Origin of the sequence: Vibrio sp. 10N.247.311.12, from assembly GCF_041467515.1 — a bacterium.
Lineage (GTDB): Bacteria > Pseudomonadota > Gammaproteobacteria > Enterobacterales > Vibrionaceae > Vibrio > Vibrio crassostreae_C.
The window spans coordinates 1-20,991 of the sequence record NZ_JBFSUV010000008.1 but is presented as its reverse complement, the minus strand read 5'-3'; the positions used below and the strand labels follow the sequence as shown (position 1 = coordinate 20,991).

General features: G+C 43.7%; 17 protein-coding genes. 10 read left to right on the top strand and 7 right to left on the bottom strand.

The features are described 5' to 3' along the window. Window positions 1-59: 59 nt before the first annotated feature. From AB6E30_RS05460 to AB6E30_RS05445, 4 genes are all read right to left on the bottom strand, one after another. Window positions 60-857, bottom strand: a complete 798-nt coding sequence (locus AB6E30_RS05460; protein ID WP_372102872.1) for an IclR family transcriptional regulator — start codon at window positions 855-857, stop codon at window positions 60-62. A gap of 73 nt (window positions 858-930) precedes the next feature. Beyond that, window positions 931-2,214 carry a TRAP transporter large permease gene (locus AB6E30_RS05455; RefSeq protein WP_017059782.1) on the bottom strand — a complete coding sequence of 428 codons (1,284 nt, stop codon included), beginning with the start codon at window positions 2,212-2,214 and terminating at the stop codon, window positions 931-933. Continuing rightward, window positions 2,211-2,780, bottom strand: coding sequence for a TRAP transporter small permease (locus AB6E30_RS05450; RefSeq protein ID WP_017059783.1), 570 nt, complete (start codon window positions 2,778-2,780; stop codon window positions 2,211-2,213). Before AB6E30_RS05450 ends, AB6E30_RS05455 begins: the two co-directional genes overlap by 4 nt. A gap of 40 nt (window positions 2,781-2,820) precedes the next feature. Continuing rightward, entirely contained in the window at window positions 2,821-4,050 is a 1,230-nt protein-coding gene (locus AB6E30_RS05445; RefSeq protein ID WP_198594319.1) for a TRAP transporter substrate-binding protein, read from the bottom strand. 199 nt (window positions 4,051-4,249) lie between these two features. Here AB6E30_RS05445 and AB6E30_RS05440 point away from each other — a divergent pair, with 199 nt between their 5' ends. The 7 genes from AB6E30_RS05440 (at window position 4,250) to AB6E30_RS05410 (ending at window position 10,637) form a co-directional block, all read left to right on the top strand. After that, the gene (locus tag AB6E30_RS05440; RefSeq protein WP_102320511.1) at window positions 4,250-5,905 is read left to right on the top strand and encodes a GMC family oxidoreductase; all 1,656 of its coding nucleotides are present in this window, start codon (window positions 4,250-4,252) and stop codon (window positions 5,903-5,905) included. 497 nt (window positions 5,906-6,402) lie between these two features. Continuing rightward, the gene (gene thrS, locus AB6E30_RS05435) at window positions 6,403-8,331 is read left to right on the top strand and encodes a threonine--tRNA ligase (RefSeq protein ID WP_017059786.1); all 1,929 of its coding nucleotides are present in this window, start codon (window positions 6,403-6,405) and stop codon (window positions 8,329-8,331) included. A 2-nt stretch (window positions 8,332-8,333) separates the two neighbouring features. Beyond that, the gene (infC, locus tag AB6E30_RS05430) at window positions 8,334-8,885 is read left to right on the top strand and encodes a translation initiation factor IF-3 (protein WP_076654893.1); all 552 of its coding nucleotides are present in this window, start codon (window positions 8,334-8,336) and stop codon (window positions 8,883-8,885) included. Between the two features lie 104 nt (window positions 8,886-8,989). Then, complete coding sequence (gene rpmI, locus AB6E30_RS05425; RefSeq protein WP_004738430.1) at window positions 8,990-9,184, top strand: 50S ribosomal protein L35; 195 nt, start codon at window positions 8,990-8,992, stop codon at window positions 9,182-9,184. Between the two features lie 42 nt (window positions 9,185-9,226). Continuing rightward, window positions 9,227-9,580: a 50S ribosomal protein L20 gene (gene rplT, locus AB6E30_RS05420; protein ID WP_004733517.1), complete on the top strand. Its 354-nt coding sequence runs from the start codon at window positions 9,227-9,229 to the stop codon at window positions 9,578-9,580. 224 nt (window positions 9,581-9,804) lie between these two features. Beyond that, on the top strand, window positions 9,805-10,119 hold the full coding sequence (gene yqfB, locus AB6E30_RS05415; RefSeq protein ID WP_136978283.1) for a N(4)-acetylcytidine aminohydrolase: 315 nt from the start codon (window positions 9,805-9,807) through the stop codon (window positions 10,117-10,119). A 68-nt stretch (window positions 10,120-10,187) separates the two neighbouring features. Then, window positions 10,188-10,637, top strand: a complete 450-nt coding sequence (locus AB6E30_RS05410) for a hypothetical protein (protein ID WP_017063604.1) — start codon at window positions 10,188-10,190, stop codon at window positions 10,635-10,637. An 81-nt stretch (window positions 10,638-10,718) separates the two neighbouring features. Here AB6E30_RS05410 and AB6E30_RS05405 read toward each other — a convergent pair whose 3' ends face one another. The 3 genes from AB6E30_RS05405 to AB6E30_RS05395 form a co-directional block, all read right to left on the bottom strand. Beyond that, on the bottom strand, window positions 10,719-11,957 hold the full coding sequence (locus tag AB6E30_RS05405) for a leucine-rich repeat-containing protein kinase family protein (protein ID WP_372102870.1): 1,239 nt from the start codon (window positions 11,955-11,957) through the stop codon (window positions 10,719-10,721). Window positions 11,958-12,343: 386 nt separating this feature from the next. Beyond that, on the bottom strand, window positions 12,344-12,922 hold the full coding sequence (locus AB6E30_RS05400) for a TetR/AcrR family transcriptional regulator (RefSeq protein ID WP_017066051.1): 579 nt from the start codon (window positions 12,920-12,922) through the stop codon (window positions 12,344-12,346). After that, window positions 12,919-14,355 carry a coniferyl aldehyde dehydrogenase gene (locus tag AB6E30_RS05395; RefSeq protein ID WP_372102868.1) on the bottom strand — a complete coding sequence of 479 codons (1,437 nt, stop codon included), beginning with the start codon at window positions 14,353-14,355 and terminating at the stop codon, window positions 12,919-12,921. The genes AB6E30_RS05400 and AB6E30_RS05395 overlap by 4 nt, the downstream gene beginning before the upstream one ends. 561 nt (window positions 14,356-14,916) lie before the next feature. On the opposite strand from AB6E30_RS05395, the gene speA reads away from it, so the two are divergent. The 3 genes from speA to AB6E30_RS05380 form a co-directional block, all read left to right on the top strand. Continuing rightward, window positions 14,917-16,824 (top strand): arginine decarboxylase, encoded by a 1,908-nt coding sequence (gene speA, locus AB6E30_RS05390; protein ID WP_372102866.1) that lies wholly within the window; start codon window positions 14,917-14,919, stop codon window positions 16,822-16,824. Continuing rightward, on the top strand, window positions 16,824-17,753 hold the full coding sequence (gene speB / locus AB6E30_RS05385; RefSeq protein WP_372102864.1) for an agmatinase: 930 nt from the start codon (window positions 16,824-16,826) through the stop codon (window positions 17,751-17,753). Before speA ends, speB begins: the two co-directional genes overlap by 1 nt. A gap of 663 nt (window positions 17,754-18,416) precedes the next feature. Next, window positions 18,417-20,991 (top strand): retention module-containing protein (locus AB6E30_RS05380; RefSeq protein ID WP_372102862.1); only part of this gene is annotated, 2,575 nt, incomplete at its 3' end.

Below are 20,991 nucleotides of genomic sequence, written 5' to 3'. Positions count from 1 at the left end.
TTGTGCTCGTTTGTGAACTCGGTATTTAGGCCTATTGGGATACATCTATTCGTGTCACGTTACTCTACCGCCTCATCGGTAATCTGGGATTGAAATGTCATTAGGCTTTCTAGTTTTTTTGCTGCAAGCTTCAACCTACCGGCTTTAGTGAGTAAGTCACTAACACTCAACCTCAATGTAGGTGCGTGTATTGCCATGCCTGCAATCATATTTCCGTCTTGATCACAAACTGGGACTGCAATGGCAACCATACCTTCAATGAGCTCTTCATTGTCGATGCTAATACCACGAATCCCAATCTCGTCGAGCTCTCTGTTTAGGTCGTCGACGTTGGTAATCGAATGTTTTGTTTGTGGTTCTAGTGTTAGGGTCGAAAGTATCTGCTTTCGTTTATTTCTTGGCATTAAGGCCAAAAATAGCTTGCCACTAGCAGTACAGTGCAGAGGCAACCTCGAGCCTAATTTTAAGTTGACCATCATAGGCCAATTAGCCTCAACACGCTCAAAATACAACAATTCATATCCATCTAATACGGATAAGTTACAGGTTTCCTGTATTTCGTCTGTTAATTCTTTTAAAACCATCTGGCGAGGTGCGCGCCCATCAAAATGTGACAGGACGTCTAGAGACATTTTTTTAAATCGAGAACCGATAGACAAGAAGCGACCTTGGAGATCTCTCGCAATAATATCCTCATCTTCAAGTTGACTGAGTATCCGGTGTACGCTGGCCTTAGGAAGGTTTAGGAACAAAGCAATATCAACCGCTGTAACGGGGCGTGTCTCACTAGCGATGAACTCAGTAATCTTAAATGCACGTGATAGTGCTGAATTACTTGACGATTCGTTATTGCTCATGCTGCTTCTCCTTTGTTTTTTCTGATAAATTTGCAAGCAATGGGTCATTGCTTGCAAATTCGGTTAATCTACTTTAGCCGCCAAATTGAACCAAGAATAATGAAATGCTCGGTAATAAAGCAATCAAAACCCACGAGATAAATAGCGCTGTGAAGTAAGGAATGACAAACCGAACTAACTTACCATAAGGGATCCCGGTTACGCTACTTGCGACATATAAATTTAAGCCGAACGGTGGTGTGACAAAACCAATTGCAGCTCCGACTAAGAAGATAACTGAAAAATGAATCGGATCGACGCCAATGCCTGTGGCAATAGGTGCGAGAATTGGAGCTAAAATAATGGTAACCGGTAAGCTTTCTAAGAGCATCCCGGCTAAAAGTATAATCCCCATACACATAAATAAGACTGCGTAATAGCTTCCGAATCCATTAAGTGCGTTACCAATTATTTCACCGACTCCCATCATGGAAAGTAATTGTTGCATGACGACAGAAATCGCGATTAATGGTGCTAGCATCCCTGTAATCTGCCCTGATTTGAGCATCACAGAAGGGATGTTTTTGAAATGTAAGTCTTTGGTCAGAATACAGCCTGCGATAATTGTGAACCCAACGGTGAATGCAGCGGCCTCTGTTGGTGAGAACGCTCCAGAGTAAATGCCGTAGACGACTACACCAATAGTAATGAAGCCGAGGTAAGCGCGTCTTGCATATTTGAAACTGGTCTTTGCGACAAAAGGAATAACTGTTCCCCATCCTTGTTTTCGAGCAACTAGATGGCATGCGAACATCATCGCTAATACCATGAGGCTACCTGGCAGCATTCCTGCAATAAACAGATCCGTTATGGAAAGGTTCATCATGAAGCCATACACAATGAATATCACGCTCGGCGGAATAATAATTCCAACAGTTCCTCCTGATGCTGCTGTGGCTGCAGAAAATCTTTCGTCGTAACCATTCTTTTTCATTTCTGGAGCCATTATTGAGCCAATTGTGGCTGTTGTCCCAGCATTAGACCCGGAAATGGCTGCGAACATCCCACAAGCTCCAATCGCAGCCATACCCATACCACCACGAATGGAACCCAAAATAGAGTACGCAAAATCAGAGAGTCGTTTTGCAATGCCTGCAGCATTAATTAGATCGCCGGTTAGAATGAAAAGAGGTAATGCTAGTAAGCCGAAAAAGTTTAACCCCTCAAATAGCGTTACACCGATGTTAGCGAGGGTAAAGTCAATGACGATACTAACCCCAACAACCCATAGCCCAATGATTAAAAATATAGGGATGCCTGCTAGAAATAGAACCAAAACGATGACACTAATAATGCTAATCAAATCACCTTCACTCATGCTTCTTTCTCCGCTAATGATGTCTGGATTATCAATGGCTCATTATTTATGTACCGTTTACAATCTTGGAAGAAGTTCTGTATCACTCGATAGATTATTAATGTCCAGCCTACTGGTGTTGCCATATAAAACCACCACTGCATGACATCGTCAGTTCCTTGAACAATTGCAAAATTGTCGTAAGCGATCCTTACCTGATCCGTTGCAAAATAAAGAACGACGCCCGCAAAAACTAGCCAGAGAACGGCATCTAATATGAGGCATACAAATTGCGCTTGATAAGGGAGGCGTAATCTAATTTCGGTGAGCGATAAGTGAGTACGGTTTTTGACATTGACAGCTGCGCCGACCCAGGTAAGCCATAAAAATAGTAGTACAGGGATACTAGTGCTCCACGGAGCCTGAATACTAAAGAAAAAACGTCTGATTATTTCAACGAAGATAATGACAGTCATTATAGAGTAGCTGCTCACAATGAGATATTTTTCTATGTTGTTATCTAGCCAATACAAACACTTTTTGACTGAGGTTGCCGGGTGGACGGCAGTGCTGATGATTTCATTCATGATGTCATGCCTTAATTTTATTTAATGGGTTGTCAGAGTATTAACCTAACCACCAACGTTGTGGTTTGACGTTGACTACCGCTGCGTCTTTAGGGAGTTCTCTAGCAATCCCGTGAATTTCTTTATAGATATCAATATCGCCTGCCCAAGCATTTAAACGATTACGCCATTTTTGCCATGGTTCTGGGTTATATTCCGGTGAGCATATTTGTTCAGCCTTAAATCTCTCTTCATCTGAAAGTGCAGCAAAGCGGATATTATTTTGTCGGAATTGCGTATTCTCGTTAGGGTGAGTTTGTGCACCAATAATTTCGTACAACCCACCTTCATTCATTCCGTGAGTAAAAATTTGTGCACAATATGCAGATTCCATGACCGCTTCTTTATGTTTATCGCTTAACTTTTCAAAAACGTCGTAATTCATAGCTGTACTCTCGTTGCCAGAGAACATGCGTAAATCGATCGCTTGAGATATTACTGATGTCATTCCTGAATATGCCGCTGCGCTCATCCAAGTTTCCGCACCATCAAGTAGTCCTTGTCGGAGCCCATCAATTGTTTCAGCCCAGGCAACTGGTACAGGGTTGAGATTGAGTTGCTCCATGGCGATACGCCCTAACTGGGTTCCTGTTACTCGGTTTTTGGTGCCTTGAATATCGGCTAGCGACGTAACCAAGGGTTTGTCTTTCCATTTGTTGCCTAACATGAGTCCACGTAAGTCACAGTGCGTGAATAGGAATTGAATGTTGTGGCGTTTACGTAATGGTTCACGAAACAATGATTCGCTTCGTTTGTCATAAAAAAAATGAAATTGCGAAGCTCGCGTAGGGAACATGTATGCAAAATCAAGAACATTCATGTATGGCGCACCAGCAGCGGAGTTTTGTGTAGATGCGGAATATATGTCAACGATTCCTTGCTGAGTTTTTCTTATACAATCCAATTGCCCACATAGTTGATTGGAGCCAAAGAATTCAACTTGTATTTCACCATTTGTTCTTTCTTCAAGATCTCTAGCGAAAAATAATTGTCCCGACTTTTGGATATCTAAGTTTTGTTCATTAAAGCCAGAGGCTCCAAACTTTAAGACTACGATTGGTTTTTTCTTTTCTCGAGTTCGAGATACGCTTTCCGACGCATTTGCCAGGCTACTTAAGGTAGCCCCTGTCCCTAATGTCCCTGCAGCGAATAAAGCTGATGTAAGCCCGGCACGCTTTGCAACATTAAAAAAGTCGCGTCGGCTATATGGTTTGTCTTTTGAAGTTCTCATGTACCCATCCTGATTCATGTAAATAGCCCAATCACACTTGTTTAAAAAATGTTAAATGTCCAAGTTGGGTTGTTATTAGTGTGCGATAAGTCAACAAAAAACAATTCATATTCTCTCGATATTTACTAATTATTGTTATTGGTTTATGTTTTTTGGGACGCTGTGTCTCGATTTATGAAAATACAAAGGAAATTTTGTTATGGGAAGGTTACATAAGGATGTGGGTGTCTTTGATTATGTTGTTGTAGGGGCGGGGTCGGCTGGGTGCGCAATTGCTAGTCGTTTAAGTGAGGATCCAGATGTTTCAGTGTTATTACTTGAGGCTGGTGGTCGAGATTGGAATCCTTGGATTCATATCCCGGTTGGTTATTTTAAAACCATGCACAACCCGTCAACTGATTGGTGTTATCTAACCGATCGTGATGAAGGTATTGATAATCGACAATTACAATGGCCTAGAGGCAAAGTACTTGGTGGGAGCAGCTCCTTGAACGGGTTGCTATATATACGTGGGCAAAAAGAAGATTATAACGACTGGGCGTCACTTGGTAATGAGGGGTGGAGTTATGACGACGTGCTTCCCTATTTTAAAATGTCTGAATGTCAAAGCCGAGGAAAAGATAAGTACCATGGCGTGGATGGGCCGTTGAAAGTGTCAGATCTTAGACTGAAACGGGATATTGCCGAACGATTTGTGGAGGCAGCTCAAGAGGTAGGTATTCCTTGGAATGATGATTTTAATGGTGAGAACCAAGAAGGAGTAGGCTATTTTCAGCAGACAGCATTTAATGGGTTGAGGTGCAGCAGTGCAAAAGCTTTTTTAACGTCGGCTCGAAAGCGCCATAATTTAACAATATTGACTCATGCACATACCTCCAAGCTTGATATTGTCGATAAGACAGCAAAAGGTGTTGAATTTTTTTGCAATGGAAAAGCAATGTATGTTTCGGCAGCTAAAGAGATTATTGTCAGTGCTGGTGCAATTGGCTCACCGCAAATATTACAGTTGTCTGGAGTTGGCAACAGAGCGGAGTTAGAAGCAGTAGGTGTTGATTGCGTTCATCATTTACCTGGAGTTGGAGAAAACCTTCAAGACCATTTACAAATTCGTCTGGTCTACAAAACTAGTTGTACAACACTGAACGATGAGTTGAGAACACCTTTGCATAAACTGACAGTGGGAGTTAAATATGCTCTGTTTCGCAAAGGTCCTTTAACGTTGGCTGCTAGTCAGGTATGTATTTTCACTCAGTCTTCCTCTGACTTAACAAGGCCTGACATACAGTTTCATATGCAGCCACTCAGTGCGGACAAACCTGGAGAAGGAGTGCACCCATTTTCGGCCTTTACTACTTCGGTTTGTCAATTGCGTCCTGAAAGTCGAGGTCGTGTGAAGATCACCAGCAAAGACTACTCCGTGCACCCTAGTATCCAACCTAACTATCTCTCGCACCCTAAAGATAAAGCTGTTGCAATAAACGCGATAAAGGTAGCGAGAGAAATCACCGATGCGAGTCCTTTATCTTCGGTTATTTCTGAAGAGTTTGTACCAGGTTCAAAGTATCAAACGGATGAACAATTGTTGGAAGCTGCGACAAAATACAGTCAATCCATCTATCACCCCGTTGGTACTTGTAAGATGGGCAATGATGCAATGGCAGTCGTTGATAATGAGCTAAAAGTTCATGGGCTAAAAAGCTTAAGAGTAGCGGATGCATCTATCATGCCTATTATTGTGTCGGGAAATACTAATGCACCGTCTATTATGATCGGTGAAAAATGTGCAGCTATGATAAAAAAAGAAACTAGTCTGTCTAAATCAAAGTCAGCAAAATTGTGCGAAGAAGCGATTTAATGCATCGGGGCTAAATTTAATCTCTAGGTTAGATGTATTACAGCCCCAAATAGTGTTCCCTGCCAATAAGTCATTTGCCAAACCACTGACGAAAATACTCCCAAAAATTACTCTTATGAGTCTATATTTTTGTTCAGAGTAAAAAGAATGGTTGAGGCTCAGAATATCAATACCCTACATTTACCTCTTTTGTTTCGCTTCATCAATCCTATGAAAGAAGACTTATTGCGTCTATAACACGATAGGCGTGCGAATTGCCTGAATTTGACTGCAGGGGAGAGGGGCGGCTTCGGCGCCATACCCACAGCGCATCATTGTCATTTTATATTATTTCGTTACAATGCTCGGATACCTACAAATAGGGCATCTGTATTTGCTTCTATGTGGGTATATTTATTATGCATATATCCCCAATCAGCGTACTCGTTGATTGAAAGACATATATTAAACATTTTCATGTGTTGCTTGGTGTGCAACACCACTGTAAAGGACAAATAATGCCAATTATTACTCTTCCTGACGGTAGTCAGCGTCAATTTGACAACCCTGTATCAACTCTAGATGTTGCCCTATCAATCGGTCCTGGTCTTGCGAAAGCTACCATTGCTGGTCGTGTAGACGGCGAGCGTGTTGATGCTTGTGATCTTATCGAAAACGATGCAAGCCTAGAAATCATCACAGCTAAAGATGAAGTTGATGGCCTTGAAATCGTTCGTCACTCTTGTGCTCACCTTTTAGGCCACGCGGTTAAGCAGCTTTTTCCAGAAGCGAAAATGGCGATCGGTCCTACTATCGATAACGGTTTCTACTACGATATCGATCTTGAGCACTCTCTAACGCAAGACGATCTAGAAAAGATCGAAAAGCGCATGAAAGAGCTAGCGAAGACCAAATACCAGGTTGTTAAGAAGAAAGTTAGCTGGCAGGAAGCGCGCGACGCATTCGAAGCTCGCGGCGAGACTTACAAGATTGAAATCTTGGACGAGAACGTTTCTAAAGACGATCGTCCAGGCCTGTACCATCACGAAGAATACATCGATATGTGTCGTGGTCCACACGTGCCTAACATGAGCTTCTGCCAGCACTTCACTCTACTTAACGTAGCGGGTGCATACTGGCGTGGTAACAGTGACAACAAGATGCTTCAACGTATCTACGGCACTGCATTCCACGACAAGAAGGCACTTAAAGCTCACCTTGTGCGCCTAGAAGAAGCGGCTAAACGTGACCACCGTAAAATCGGTAAAGCGCTTGACCTATTCCACATGCAGCAAGAAGCACCAGGCATGGTGTTCTGGCACCACAACGGTTGGACTATCTTCCGTGAGCTAGAAGTATTTATTCGTCAAAAACTGACTGAGTACGATTACCAAGAAGTTAAAGGCCCATTAATGATGGACCGTGTTCTTTGGGAACGCTCTGGTCACTGGGATAAGTACGCTGAAGCGATGTTCACTACTTCTTCAGAGAACCGTGAATACGCTATCAAGCCAATGAACTGTCCTGGTCACGTTCAAATCTTCAACCAAGGTTTGAAATCTTACCGTGATCTACCGCTACGTATGGCTGAGTTCGGCTCATGTCACCGTAACGAGCCGTCTGGCGCACTTCACGGCATTATGCGTGTTCGTGGCTTCACTCAAGATGATGCTCACGTATTCTGTACTGAAGACCAAGTTCAACAAGAAGTTAAAGCTTGTATTGAAATGGTTTACGATACTTACACAACTTTCGGCTTCGAAAGTATCGTTGTTAAGCTATCTACTCGTCCAGAACAGCGTGTAGGTTCAGACGAAATGTGGGACCGTGCAGAGGCTGACCTTAAGCAAGCGCTAGAGGCAATGGACATTGCATACGAGATTCAAGAAGGCGAGGGTGCGTTCTACGGACCTAAGATTGAATTTACTTTGCATGATTGTTTGGACCGCGCTTGGCAATGTGGTACAGTGCAGCTCGATTTTGCATTACCAGAACGTTTAGGTGCTACTTACGTAGGTGAAGATAACGAGCGTCACACGCCAGTTATGATCCACCGCGCGATTTTAGGTTCACTAGAACGCTTCATTGGTATTCTTATTGAAGAATACGCTGGCTTCTTCCCAACGTGGTTGGCGCCAGAACAAGCAGTTGTAATGGGCATTACAGACAAACAGTCTGAATATGTACAAGAAATTACGAAAAAACTGCAAAAAAGTGGATTTAGAGTCAAAGCAGACTTGAGAAATGAGAAGATTGGCTTTAAAATCCGCGAACATACTTTGAAACGTGTACCGTTCATGCTTGTGTGTGGTGACCAAGAAATGGAAGCCGGCGAAATTGCAGTACGTACACGTAAAGGTAAGGACCTTGGCAAATTTAAAGTGGATGACTTTATTTCATACATCCAAGCCGAGGTTTCAAGCCGTAAGCTCAATCTGGAGGAATAGCTATTAAAGGCGGAAGACGTGGCCAACAACCGGCCAAACAAAACCAGCACCGTTTAAACGGTGACATTCGTGGCGTTCGTGAAGTGCGTCTAACTGGCGCAGACGGCGAAGCTGTTGGTGTAGTATCAATCGCTGAAGCGATGGAAGCTGCAAATGAAGCTGGTATGGATCTTGTAGAGATCAGCCCTAACGCCGAGCCGCCAGTTTGTCGTGTGATGGACTACGGTAAGTTCCTCTTCGAGAAGAGCAAAGCTGCGAAAGAGCAGAAGAAGAAGCAAAAGCAGGTTCAGATCAAGGAAATTAAATTCCGACCTGGAACTGATATTGGAGACTATCAGGTAAAACTACGCAACCTGACTGGTTTCCTAGAAGACGGCAACAAAGTGAAGGTAACAATTCGCTTCCGTGGCCGCGAAATGGCTCACCAAGAAATCGGTGTTGACGTTCTTAATCGTTTGAAAGCGGATACTGAAGAATTTGCAGTAGTCGAATCTTTCCCAACGAGAATTGAAGGTCGCCAGATGATCATGGTGTTGGCCCCTAAAAAGAAGTAATTAACGGCTTTGCAAGTAATTGAACCCTGCAGCCTCAGGTTGCGGGGTTTTATTCGCCCTAATTACTATGTTATTAACAACTCAACAATGCGGAGTTATTCATCATGCCTAAGATGAAAACCAACAAAGGTGCTGCTAAGCGTTTCCAGAAAACTGCTGGTGGTATTAAGTTTAAGCACGCTGGTAAACGTCACATCCTGACTAAGCGTACTACTAAGAACAAGCGTCAGCTACGTCCGAACTCGATCCTTCCTAAATGTGAAGTTGCTCAAGTTCTACGTATGATGCCATACGCTTAATTCTTTTTAGTTTATAAATTCGTTTAGTTTAGGAGAAGCATAATGCCTCGCGTAAAACGTGGTGTACAAGCTCGTGCACGTCATAAGAAAGTTCTAAAACAAGCTAAAGGTTACTACGGAGCACGTTCACGTGTTTACCGCGTAGCTTTCCAAGCAGTTACCAAAGCTGGTCAATACGCTTACCGTGACCGTCGCAACAAGAAACGTCAATTCCGTCAACTTTGGATTGCACGTATCAACGCGGCATCTCGTCAAAATGGTCTATCTTACAGCCGTTTCATCAATGGCCTAAAGAAAGCATCTATCGAGATCGACCGTAAGATTCTTGCTGACATCGCAGTATTCGACAAAGCAGCATTTGCTGTTCTAGTTGAAAAAGCGAAAGCATCTCTATAATTTAGAGTTAGCTTAAAGGTTTAAGAAAAGGAGAACTTCGGTTCTCCTTTTTTATTGCCTGTAATTTGGCTTTGCCATACTCTCTCGCATCTCGCATCTCGCATCTCGCATCTCGCATCTCGCATCTCGCATCTCGCATCCCGCACCTAATTTTTATTCGCTTGAACACGCATTCTGGTATATAAACATTTACCTAACCTTTAAATGTAAAGCGACCGAAATAAATGACCGCACCGACCACTATGACGTTCTTCGAACGTTTTGAAACTGACATCCTATCTGGCAAGAAGACGATTACTATTCGTGATGAATCTGAGCGAGACTACCAGCCAGGCAGTGTTGTGGAAGTATCGACGCTAGAGCAAGACCGTGTGTTCTGTAATCTTAAGATCATCAGCGTTGAGCCAATTTTGTTTGATGACTTAGGTGAGTTCCATGCTCAGCAAGAGAACATGACGCTGCAAGTACTGAAAGACGTGATTCAAGATATCTACCCGGGTATCTCTCAACTGTATGTGGTTTATTACGAGCTTGTGTAGCCCGCTTTAAATAGAATTTGTTGATCAATACTGCGTCTAACACAGAGCAATGATAAAGGGAAGCCACAATGAGTGAATTACAGAGCGAAACAGTTCAGCAAATTTTGCTTCAACTTTATTGTCGTGAGCAAAATGAGCAGCCGTTAATCTCTAGAACTGATCTCGACATTGCTCTTTATGATAGCGAAGGCTTTCTAGCGTGGCGTGACACAAGGCGTAACTTTACGGTCAGTGATATCGAGAATCGAGTTTGGGTGAAGAGCTGCCCCGGCGGTTACATCACTGAAGTGCACTTCAATGCTGACGGTTCTTTGATTGAATATCGTTTGTTCGACCGATTTGAAACAACAGGGCAGTGGCAACTAAAAGACGGTTTGTTACACGTCGAGATTCTGAAGGGTGAGAACTGCTACCAGTTTGCTGTTGTGGCTCGTGCTGACCTTAATATTCACTCTGCGGTTGAGTATAAGAGCGGAGAGCTGCATTCGTACTTGAAGCTTGTTCAAGTTGAAAGCTAAACGCTGGTTCGTTTAATTAGCATATAAAAAAGCCAACAGTGATGTTGGCTTTGTTGTCTTCAATCTGACTGAATACTTCTATTAAGCTTCGAAGTTCGCCAATCGAGTATAAAGCTCGCGGGCTTGATCTTGCTTTGCACAAATCGTCAGTAGGTCTTCAATAAAGTACTTTAATGCGCGAGCTTCAATTCGGCGAATACCTTGTTGATGTTCTTCAGTTAGGTAGCCGTAGATAGTCGCAGCGCCAAAGTCACCAAAGATCATCTGACCTTGTTCGTTCACTAAAGTGTTGTGAGCGTATAGATCACCATGAGAGACTTTATTGGCATGAAGGTGTTCAAACACATCAATCATCTGCTCTGTAATGCTATTGATTTGAGCAATTGAAAGTTCGAAACCTTCTGGGAAAGTATCACGCGTGCAAGTCTCGAGTGTTGGTGGTAGCCCTAGGTTGTAGTAGCTGTTTGGAATGAGTTCCATCACCAAAGCTAGGTAATCTTGTTCCTCTACTTGGGCGATAGATTTTACCAAGTTGTTATGGTGTCCAGCCTGCAAGCACGCTTCCAGTTCATCATGTGGGTAGCCGTCACTGGTGACTTCGCCTTTAAACACTTTAACCGCCACTTCCTGTGGAAAATCGAAGTCGCTGTTTAGCCAGCTTGCATGCGAGATCACGCCAGATGCGCCTTGGCCAAGTACTTGATTCAGTGAATAGCTTTGAGAGCTAACCGCAGGCACGCTATCTAAGCTGCTAGGGTGTTTGCAAAACGGGTTACCCGCAAACGCTAACCAAGCCAGTTTTGGTAGCTTGATAAGGAACTCTGGGAATTCAGTCAACTGGTTTGCAGACAGGCGAACTAGCTCAAGGTTGGATAGGTTTTCCATGCTTTCTGGTAACACGCGAATCTTGTTACCCGCCAATGCCAGTTTCTGTAGTCGCGGTCTTTCACCTAGTGAGCTAGGCAGGGCCTCAATCTCATTGTCGGTCAGGATCAACCAACGTAGTTGAGTAGGCAGAGACTGCTCGCTGACGGTTTTGATTTGGTTGGTTTTAAAGCCAACCATTTCGAGCTTAGGAAGTGACCCTAGAACATCAGGCAGGTGCGTAAACAGGTTATTCGACGCGAAGATGATACGCAGGTTAGTCAGCTGTGATAACTCGGCTGGTAGGTCTGACAGCTGATTACCTGAAAGGTCTAGGATCTCAAGAGAATCTGCAAGCTCTATGATTTCTAGAGGAAACTCGGTGAGACTTTCTGACAGTTTTAAGCGCTTAATACCTTTAAGTTGCCCTGATTTTAATTGTTCTAGAGTATGCAAACCTTAGCCTTATGAATAGATGTTCGAGGCGCGTAGTTTACTTGTCTCAATCAAGAAAGGCGAGTATCCGGAAGAATACTCGCTTAACTAAACTAAGTGAACGAATTTACGAAGGTTAAAGCTGGATATGGTTTTGGCTAACGCCGACTTCCTCAACAAAGTCGCTATCATGACTGACCAAGATGAATGCACCCTGGTATTCACGCAGAGCCGAAGCCAATATTTGCTTCGAGTCTATGTCCAAGTGATTGAATTGTGTTCAAATAATTAAAGCACCTGTGTGGCGCTTTAGTGATCATTATTGGAAATAAATTGAATCTAGAATTTATATTTTTTGGTTTAGGGTTTAGGGTTTAGAGCTTAGAGCCTTGGGCTTAAAGCTAAAGCTACTTGGTTTGCCCACCAACGGCGCGCCAACACATATCAAAGCTATCGTTGATGTACTTCGATGTTTGCTCTGGTGGAGACTCGCTTTGTTCAATCAGCCAGTTTGCACAAATCAGAAAGTGGCTATGAATGAAGTGTCTAACAAGGTTAATGTCCAACACCATCAATTCACCATCTTGTTGCCCTTTCAAAATGATCTCGTCTAGCGATGCGAACATCTGTGAAACAATCACTTCTCGAGTTTGAGTCGTTGGGTCGAAATGAACATTGGTGAAGAACTTCATCGCAACCGGATTCTCTAATGCCCACTCAATTCCTGTGATCCACATGAACTTAAAGGTTTGGTAGCGATCTTCTACAGCCACATCAGTGTGCGGTTGAAGGGTCGAGAATAGCTCTAGCTTCAGCTCGCGAAACAGTTCATCAATCAATAGAGATTTATTCTCGAAGTGGTGGAACAACGTCGCTTTTGCCACGCCGGCTGTTTTCGCTATTTGTCCGGTAGATGTGCCCTCTAGCCCTTGTTGAGAGAAGAGCAGGAGTGCAGCATCTAGGATTTTTTGTCTTTTGGTGATCATCTATTGAGTACTTTGAACATCAGTTTCTTGATTGGGTTGTTGTAAGGAGGATGCATTAACTTGGTGAAGTTGATTTTTCCTCTACTTAGAACGGTTTTGGCATGGCTAAGGGTCTTGAAGCCCTCAATGCCGTGATAGTGTCCCATGCCTGAAGGGCCGATGCCACCGAATGGTGCGTCTTCTGCAGCCACATGCACCAAAGAATCATTAATACACACGCCGCCAGAGTGCGTGTCTGATAAAAGCTTGTCTTGGGTTTTTTTATTATGGCTCATTAGGTACAGAGCCAGTGGGCGTTCTCTCTCTGTGATGTAATTGATTGCTTCTTCGATGGAATCATAAGGCACGATAGGCAAAACAGGACCAAACAGCTCTTCTTGCATCGCGAGCATCTCATCGTTCACTTCGGTGAGAAGGTGCGGCGTCATTCTGTGGTTTACATCGTCTTGTGCTTGTTCGGTTACCGTGTGAATAACCGCGCCTTTGGCTTGTGCGTCTTCAATGACACCTTTCAAGCGATTGTATTGGCGCATGTTGATCACTGAGGTTAAGTCTTTGCTCTCAATACCGGCTTTATAAAGCTTCTTGAAATAACGCTTATAGGCTGTGATGAACTCGTCTGATTTTTCTCGCGGCAATAAGATGTAATCAGGCGCTACACATATCTGGCCAGCGTTTAGACTCTTGGCAAACAAGATACGTTCAACAGCGTCAGCTACATCAAAGTCAGGGGCAATGATGGTTGGAGATTTGCCGCCTAATTCCAAGGTAACTGGTGTTAAGTTGTTAGCCGCTGCTCTCATAACGTGTTTACCCACAGCGGTTGAGCCTGTGAAAAGGATATGGTCAAACGGCAGTTGGCTAAATTTAGCGGAAACGTCAGCTTCGCCTTCGATAATCGCAACCTGATCTTCACTAAAGCCTTCGGCCAACATCGCTTTTAAAATTCGGTTGGTCGCTGGAGTAAACTCCGACATCTTGAGCATCGCCGTGTTGCCCGCTGCTAACGCTGTGATCAGAGGGCCTAAAGAGAGCATGACTGGGAAGTTCCAAGGCACGATGATACCAACCACACCTACTGGCTGATAATGCACAGTAATCTTGGCTGGTGTTAGCATCAAGCCGGCTTTTCGACGTGAAGGCTTCAACCACTTCTTCAGGTTTTTATCACTGTAATTGATCTGGTGTAGGGAAGGGGTGATGTCAGCAATTAAGCTGTCGTGCTCTGCTCGATGGCCATAATCTTCTGATACCGCTTCAATTAACTGCTCTTGGTAGCGCATTAATAGTTTTTTCAAGACTGAGAGATCATTTCGTCTCTGATCAAGTGTTGGATTAACGTTGTTACGGTAGTGATCTTGTTGTCGGTTGAATATTTGATCCATGTCGTTGGTGCTCGACGTGTTTGGTTCAAGGTCTAGATTATGGCTCATAGTATCCCCTAAATTCGAAGGCTGACCGATTGGTTGGTCAGTTAAAATTACAAGAAGATTGAACCGAATACAAGATATGCGCGAGAAAAGTTCAAAAATTGAGCGGTTACAACATTGAAGTGAGCGAGTTCTAGTAGGAAGAATGAAGTGTTTATCGGCATCGAATCGCGGGACACAAGCTGTGTTGGTGATAGCGAGAGTTCAGATTGTGAAGTGCTTATATTTGTCACAACTCTGACTTAACCTCACTCAATTTACTAAAAATCTTTTGGTTTCTGCACATTTTTTCTCCCTAATTTAATGTGAGAAATTGCTTTATATTTAATGCGCTTCAGCCTGTTTTTTACCCTAAAACCTTGTAATTCCTTACCTGTCATTTTAAGTCGATCTGTCGATAAAAAAACGTAATCGTCACCACAAATATCAATGGTTGGACTCGCTCTTAATAATATCGGTTAATGCAGCCAACAAATCGTTTTTGAACGCTTTTTGTTGGGTTATACCTCGCTATTCCAAAGAGGTATCTTCTGTCGATGGCCCTATAGTGTGAGGTCTCTAGAATTGGAAAATTCGGTTAATTTGGAACGCATCCGTGCTGAGTATAATGTAAAGCACTGGAGCCAAGGTTTTTATGGAATTGATGATAACGGTGAGGTGTATGTTTCACCGAGCGAGACGGATCATCAAGTCCCACTAAGTAAGATCGTAAAACAGTTAGAGCAAAGAAATATTGGTTTACCTGCTCTTGTGCGTTTTCCTCAAATAGTGCATCAACGTGTGCACAATATCTGTAACGCATTTAACCAAGCGATCGACGAATATCAGTACGACAATCGTTACCTACTTGTTTATCCGATTAAAGTTAACCAACAAAAAGAAGTGGTTGATGAGATCTTAGCGAGCCAAGCTCAATTAGAGCAAAAGCAGCTAGGACTAGAGGCGGGCAGCAAACCTGAACTATTAGCGGTACTGGCGTTGGCTCAAAAAGCGAGCTCTGTGATCGTGTGTAACGGTTACAAAGACAGAGAATACATCCGCCTTGCACTGATTGGCGAAAAGCTAGGCCACAAAGTCTTTATCGTTCTAGAGAAGTTGTCTGAGCTTGATCTTGTTCTTTCTGAAGCGAAAGCACTTGGCGTAAAACCTCGTTTGGGTTTACGTATTCGTCTTGCTTCTCAAGGTGCAGGTAAATGGCAAGCAAGTGGTGGTGAGAAGTCGAAATTCGGTTTGTCTGCATCACAAGTGCTTACTGTTATCGAACGCTTGAAAGCCGAAGACCAGCTGGATGTACTTGAACTCGTGCACTTCCACCTAGGTTCACAAATGGCAAACATTCGTGACGTGCGAAATGGCGTGAGTGAAGCGACTCGTTTCTACTGTGAACTGCGTGATATTGGCGCTCAACTGAAGTTCTTAGATGTTGGTGGTGGCTTGGCAGTCGATTACGACGGCACGCGTAGCCAATCTTCAAACTCAATGAATTACGGCTTGCTTGAGTACGCTCGTAACATCGTGATGACAGTAGGGGATATTTGTAAACTCTACAATCAGCCACAACCTGTGATTATTTCGGAGTCTGGTCGCTCACTGACTGCGCACCATGCTGTGTTGATCACCAACGTGATTGGTACTGAAAGCTACTCACCGGAAGATATGGCTGCGCCAGAAGCAGACGCACCACTGTTGCTAAACAACATGTGGAAGAACTTCTTGGAGTTAGATGCAGGTAATGATGACCGCGCGCTGATTGAGATCTACAACGACACGCAAAGTGATATCGCAGAAGCACACAACCAATTTGCGACAGGCATGCTGAACCTTCAGCACCGTGCTTGGGCAGAACAGATGTCTTTGCGTATTAACTATGAACTTAGCTCTCGTATGAGTACTAAGAACCGCTACCACCGTCCAATCTTGGATGAGTTGAGTGAGCGTTTGGCTGATAAGTTTTTCGTGAACTTCTCTTTGTTCCAATCGTTGCCAGATGCTTGGGGTATCGATCAGGTGTTCCCTGTATTGCCTCTAAGTGGTTTGGACAATGCGGACGAGCGACGCGCGGTAGTACTGGATATCACATGTGATTCTGACGGTACGATCGATCAGTATGTTGACGGCCAGGGCATTGAAACAACGTTGCCAGTTCCAGCATGGAACCCAGACGAACCTTACCTGATGGGCTTTTTCCTAGTAGGCGCATACCAAGAGATCTTGGGTGATATGCATAACCTATTTGGTGATACGCACAGTGTTGTGGTGAATGTTGATGAAAGTGGTCAAGCGAATATCGACTACATCAACGAAGGCGACACGGTTGAAGACATGATGCGTTATGTTCATATCGATATGGACCTAATTCGTCAGAACTACAAAGAATTAGTAACGGCGAAAGTACCAGCGCAAGAGCAGCAAAGCGTACTTGAAGAGTTAGAGCAAGGCTTGATGGGTTACACCTATCTTGAGGATTTTTAATGAACGATCTATTTACCAAACCAGATTACTCGCTGTATTCCAATGCGATGACGTTTATGCGTCGTCCATTGGTACAGAACCCAATTGATAACGATGCTGATGTGGTTGTGTTGGGCGTGCCGTTAGATATGGCGACGTCTGGTCGACCGGGTGCTCGTATGGGCCCTGATGCGATTCGTCGTGCGTCTGTAAACTTGGCGTGGGAAGGCAAAAAATTTCCTTGGGACTTCAATGTATTTGAACATACCTCGGTGATTGATGCTGGCGATCTTGTGTTTGATTGCGGTGATGCTGAAGATTTAACTCAGCGTTTAGAAGCGGCTGCTGATGCGATTCTAAACAGTGGTAAAACTTTGTTAGGTTTAGGTGGCGATCACTTCATTACACTGCCTTTGTTAAGAGCATACGGCAAGAAGTTCGGTGAGATGGCTCTGATTCACTTCGACGCGCACACTGACACTTACAGTCAGGGCAGTCGTTACGATCACGGCACTATGTTCTACCATGCGCCAAATGAAGGTTTAATTTCGCCTGAACATTCAGTGCAAATTGGTATTCGTACAGAGTACAAGCAGGAAGGCCACGGCTTTAACGTTATTAACGCGATGCAAGCGAACGACATGAGTGTGGACGATATCATTGCTCAAGTGAAAGGTATTGTTGGTGATAAGCCAGTTTACCTAACGTTTGATATCGATTGTCTGGATCCTGCTTTTGCTCCGGGTACAGGTACTCCGGTATGCGGCGGTTTGAATTCAGATAAAGTTCTGAAAATTATCCGTGGTTTGCAGGGCATCAACATGGTTGGTATGGACGTTGTAGAAGTTTCTCCAGCGTATGACCAAAGCGAGATTACAGCACTGGCTGGTGCAACTATCGCACTTGAGCTGCTTTATGTTTGGACGGCAAATCGCCTCGCTAAATCATAGTGTTTGATTGTTAAAAGCGTAACGCTACATACTGATTTTAAAGCCCACTAAGTTTCAACTTAGTGGGCTTTTTTGTTTTGCCGAGCAACAAAAATTCTATTCTCGCATCTCAGTAAGTAGTCTTTTCTTGGCTGTGAACTAATAGGCTAAAAGGCTCGTATTCTACGGTCTATCTCATGATTTGTGAGCGAAAAATCATCACATTGATTCTGAGAGGTGTCTCAAAGATGGGACTTGCCTCTGCTTTACTAAGGATGCAGAGCTTACCGCTATTAATGCCCTGTATTCGCTAATGATTTATCCACTTTGTTACTGTATATATTTATAAAACGAAGATGTGTATTTATATTGCGCGCTCATTTGCATATTAATCAGCATCCTACTAACTTTTTACTAGGGTTTTTAAGCCTTGAAAGAATACTTGGATTTGCGAAAAGATGTCTCTTCGCACAGACATGGCATTTTTTATGGGGAAGACTAGGCTTAAGGGTAAGTAAACTATAAAAAAACAGGTGAAATACTTCTCTCTTTTCAAGCCGATTGGGCATAACGATGGATTGCCATTGATGAGAGCTAAGTATGCGTTCAATTAAAACTTGAAATTGCTATTACAAATAATTTTCACAGCGCTTAAAAATAGTGCTTTGTGACAACGGGGGATGTATGGATATTGAAGTTTCGCGCCAGGTTGCGGTAGTTGAAGCAACGAGTGGAGATGTAGTCGTAGTTAAGCCAGACGGCAGCGCAAGAAAAGTTTCAGTTGGCGATACCATCCGTGAAAATGAGATCGTGATTACGGCCAACAAGTCAGAGCTTGTATTAGGCGTTCAGAATGATTCGATTCCGGTTGCAGAGAATTGCGTCGGTTGTGTTGATGACAACGCTGCATGGGTAGATGCCCCAATAGCTGGTGAGGTTAATTTTGACTTACAGCAATCAGATGCAGAAACCTTTACTGAAGACGACCTTGCTGCAATTCAAGAAGCCATTTTAGGTGGTGCCGATCCGACTCAAATCTTAGAAGCAACGGCTGCTGGTGGCGGACTAGGTTCTGCAAATGCTGGCTTTGTGACGATTGACTATAACTACACTGAAACTCATCCATCGACTTTCTTTGAGACCGCTGGTCTAGCAGAACAAACTGTTGATGAAGACAGAGAAGAATTCAGATCTATCACTCGTTCATCAGGTGGCCAATCAATCAGTGAAACACTGACTGAAGGCTCCATATCTGGCAATACCTATCCCCAATCTATAACAACGACAGAAACGATTACTGCTGGTAGTTTATCTCTCGCCCCTGACTCTTTCATTCCAGAAACTTTATCCCTCGCTTCACTACTTAGTGAATTAAACAGCGACATTACTTCAAGTGGTCAGTCCGTTATCTTCACGTATGACGCGACGACCAATTCTATCGTTGGTGTTCAAGGTACCGACGAAGTATTACGTATCGACATTGATGCCGTCAGTGTTGGCAATAACATTGAGCTTTCTCTAACCACAACGATTTCTCAACCGATTGATCATGTACCGTCGGTTGGCGGTGGTCAGGTTTCTTATACAGGCGATCAAATTAACATCACTTTTGATATTCAAGGTGAAGACTCCGCCGGAAACCCATTAGCAACACCAATCAATGCGCAAGTTACCGTGGTTGATGGGATAGATCCGTCAGCTGAAAGTGTCAATATCACTAACGTTGAAACTAGCAGCGCGGCAATCGAAGGAACGTTCTCCAATATTGGTAGTGATAATCTTCAATCAGTTGTATTTGATGCAAGTGCACTCGACCAGTTTGATGGGTTGCTCAGTGACAATCAAAACACGCTTGCGAGACTGTCTGACGATGGAACAACGATTACTCTGTCCATCCAAGGTCGAGGTGAGGTTGTTCTCACTATCTCTCTAGATACCGATGGCACCTATAAATTCGAGCAGTCTAATCCGATAGAACAAGTGGGTACCGATTCACTGACGTTCGCTTTGCCAATCACGATTACCGATTTTGACCAAGATGTTATAACCAATACCATCAATATTGCCATTACTGATGGCGATAGCCCTGTTATTACTAATGTTGACAGTATTGATGTTGATGAAGCGGGCATTGTTGGCGGCTCACAAGAGGGCACGGCGCCAGTGTCTGGCACTGGCAGTATCACCGCGGACATTTTTGAAAGTGACATCATTGACCATTATGAGCTAGAACCCACTGAATTTAATACTAATGGCACCTTGGTTTCAAATGGCGAGGCTGTGCTACTTGAGTTGATTGATGAAACTAACGGTGTAAGAACTTACGAAGGCTATGTTGAGGTCAATGGTTCTAGAATTACAGTCTTTGACGTTAAAGTGGATAGCCCGTCATTGGGGAACTATGAATTCACTCTATACGAAGAGCTATCTCACCAAGGTGCTGAAGATGTGCTGCTAACCTTTGCATTGCCAATTTATGCCGTTGATGCGGATGGTGACCGCTCTGCACTGTCTGGAGGTTCGAACACCCCAGAAGCTGCTGAGATTCTCGTCAATGTTAAAGACGATGTCGTTGAACTCGTTGATAAGGTTGAGTCAGTAACGGAACCCACTTTAGCGGGTGATACCATTGTTTCGTATAACCTGTTCAATTTTGAAGGCGCAGATGGTTCTACAATTCAATCGTTTAACTACGACGGTGTTGATTACTCACTCGATCAAAGCCTGCTCCCCGATGCTACCCAGACTTTCAGTTTTACTGAAGGTGTCGTCACTATCTCATTAAACGGTGACTTCAGTTTTGAAGTCACTCGTGATATCGACCACTCAAGCAGTGAAACTATCGTCAAACAGTTCTCATTTTTAGCCGAAGATGGTGATGGGGATACTGATAGTTCGACGCTTGAGTTAAGTATTACCGATGGCCAAGATCCAATCATTGATTTGGTTCCGCCTGTTACTCTCTCTGAAACTAATCTAACTGACGGCTCTGCGCCCAGCGGAAGTACAGTTAGCGCAACCGAGACGATTACCTTTACTGCAGGCAGTGATGATGTAGCAAGTTTCCGTATTGAACCAACAGAGTTTAATGTGGGCGGTGCACTGAAATCGAATGGATTTGCGGTTGAGATAAAAGAAGATTCGGCTAATCCGGGTACTTACATCGGCTTTATTACCAATGGTTCGGGCACTGAAGTTCCAGTGTTCACGATTGCTTTCTCTACGAGTACGTTGGGTGAATACACCTTTACTCTGCTTG

What these genes read in the sequence shown, in the direction of transcription:
- AB6E30_RS05400 (WP_017066051.1), bottom strand. Translation starts at nt 12,922, where the DNA reads ATGATCACCAAAAGACAAAAAATCCTAGATGCTGCACTCCTGCTCTTC.
- AB6E30_RS05410 (WP_017063604.1), top strand. Translation starts at nt 10,188, where the DNA reads ATGAGTGAATTACAGAGCGAAACAGTTCAGCAAATTTTGCTTCAACTT.
- speB (WP_372102864.1), top strand. Translation starts at nt 16,824, where the DNA reads ATGAACGATCTATTTACCAAACCAGATTACTCGCTGTATTCCAATGCG.
- AB6E30_RS05440 (WP_102320511.1), top strand. Translation starts at nt 4,250, where the DNA reads ATGGGAAGGTTACATAAGGATGTGGGTGTCTTTGATTATGTTGTTGTA.
- rplT (WP_004733517.1), top strand. Translation starts at nt 9,227, where the DNA reads ATGCCTCGCGTAAAACGTGGTGTACAAGCTCGTGCACGTCATAAGAAA.
- AB6E30_RS05460 (WP_372102872.1), bottom strand. Translation starts at nt 857, where the DNA reads ATGAGCAATAACGAATCGTCAAGTAATTCAGCACTATCACGTGCATTT.
- rpmI (WP_004738430.1), top strand. Translation starts at nt 8,990, where the DNA reads ATGCCTAAGATGAAAACCAACAAAGGTGCTGCTAAGCGTTTCCAGAAA.
- AB6E30_RS05455 (WP_017059782.1), bottom strand. Translation starts at nt 2,214, where the DNA reads ATGAGTGAAGGTGATTTGATTAGCATTATTAGTGTCATCGTTTTGGTT.
- AB6E30_RS05450 (WP_017059783.1), bottom strand. Translation starts at nt 2,780, where the DNA reads ATGAATGAAATCATCAGCACTGCCGTCCACCCGGCAACCTCAGTCAAA.
- thrS (WP_017059786.1), top strand. Translation starts at nt 6,403, where the DNA reads ATGCCAATTATTACTCTTCCTGACGGTAGTCAGCGTCAATTTGACAAC.
- AB6E30_RS05395 (WP_372102868.1), bottom strand. Translation starts at nt 14,355, where the DNA reads ATGAGCCATAATCTAGACCTTGAACCAAACACGTCGAGCACCAACGAC.
- AB6E30_RS05445 (WP_198594319.1), bottom strand. Translation starts at nt 4,050, where the DNA reads ATGAGAACTTCAAAAGACAAACCATATAGCCGACGCGACTTTTTTAAT.
- yqfB (WP_136978283.1), top strand. Translation starts at nt 9,805, where the DNA reads ATGACCGCACCGACCACTATGACGTTCTTCGAACGTTTTGAAACTGAC.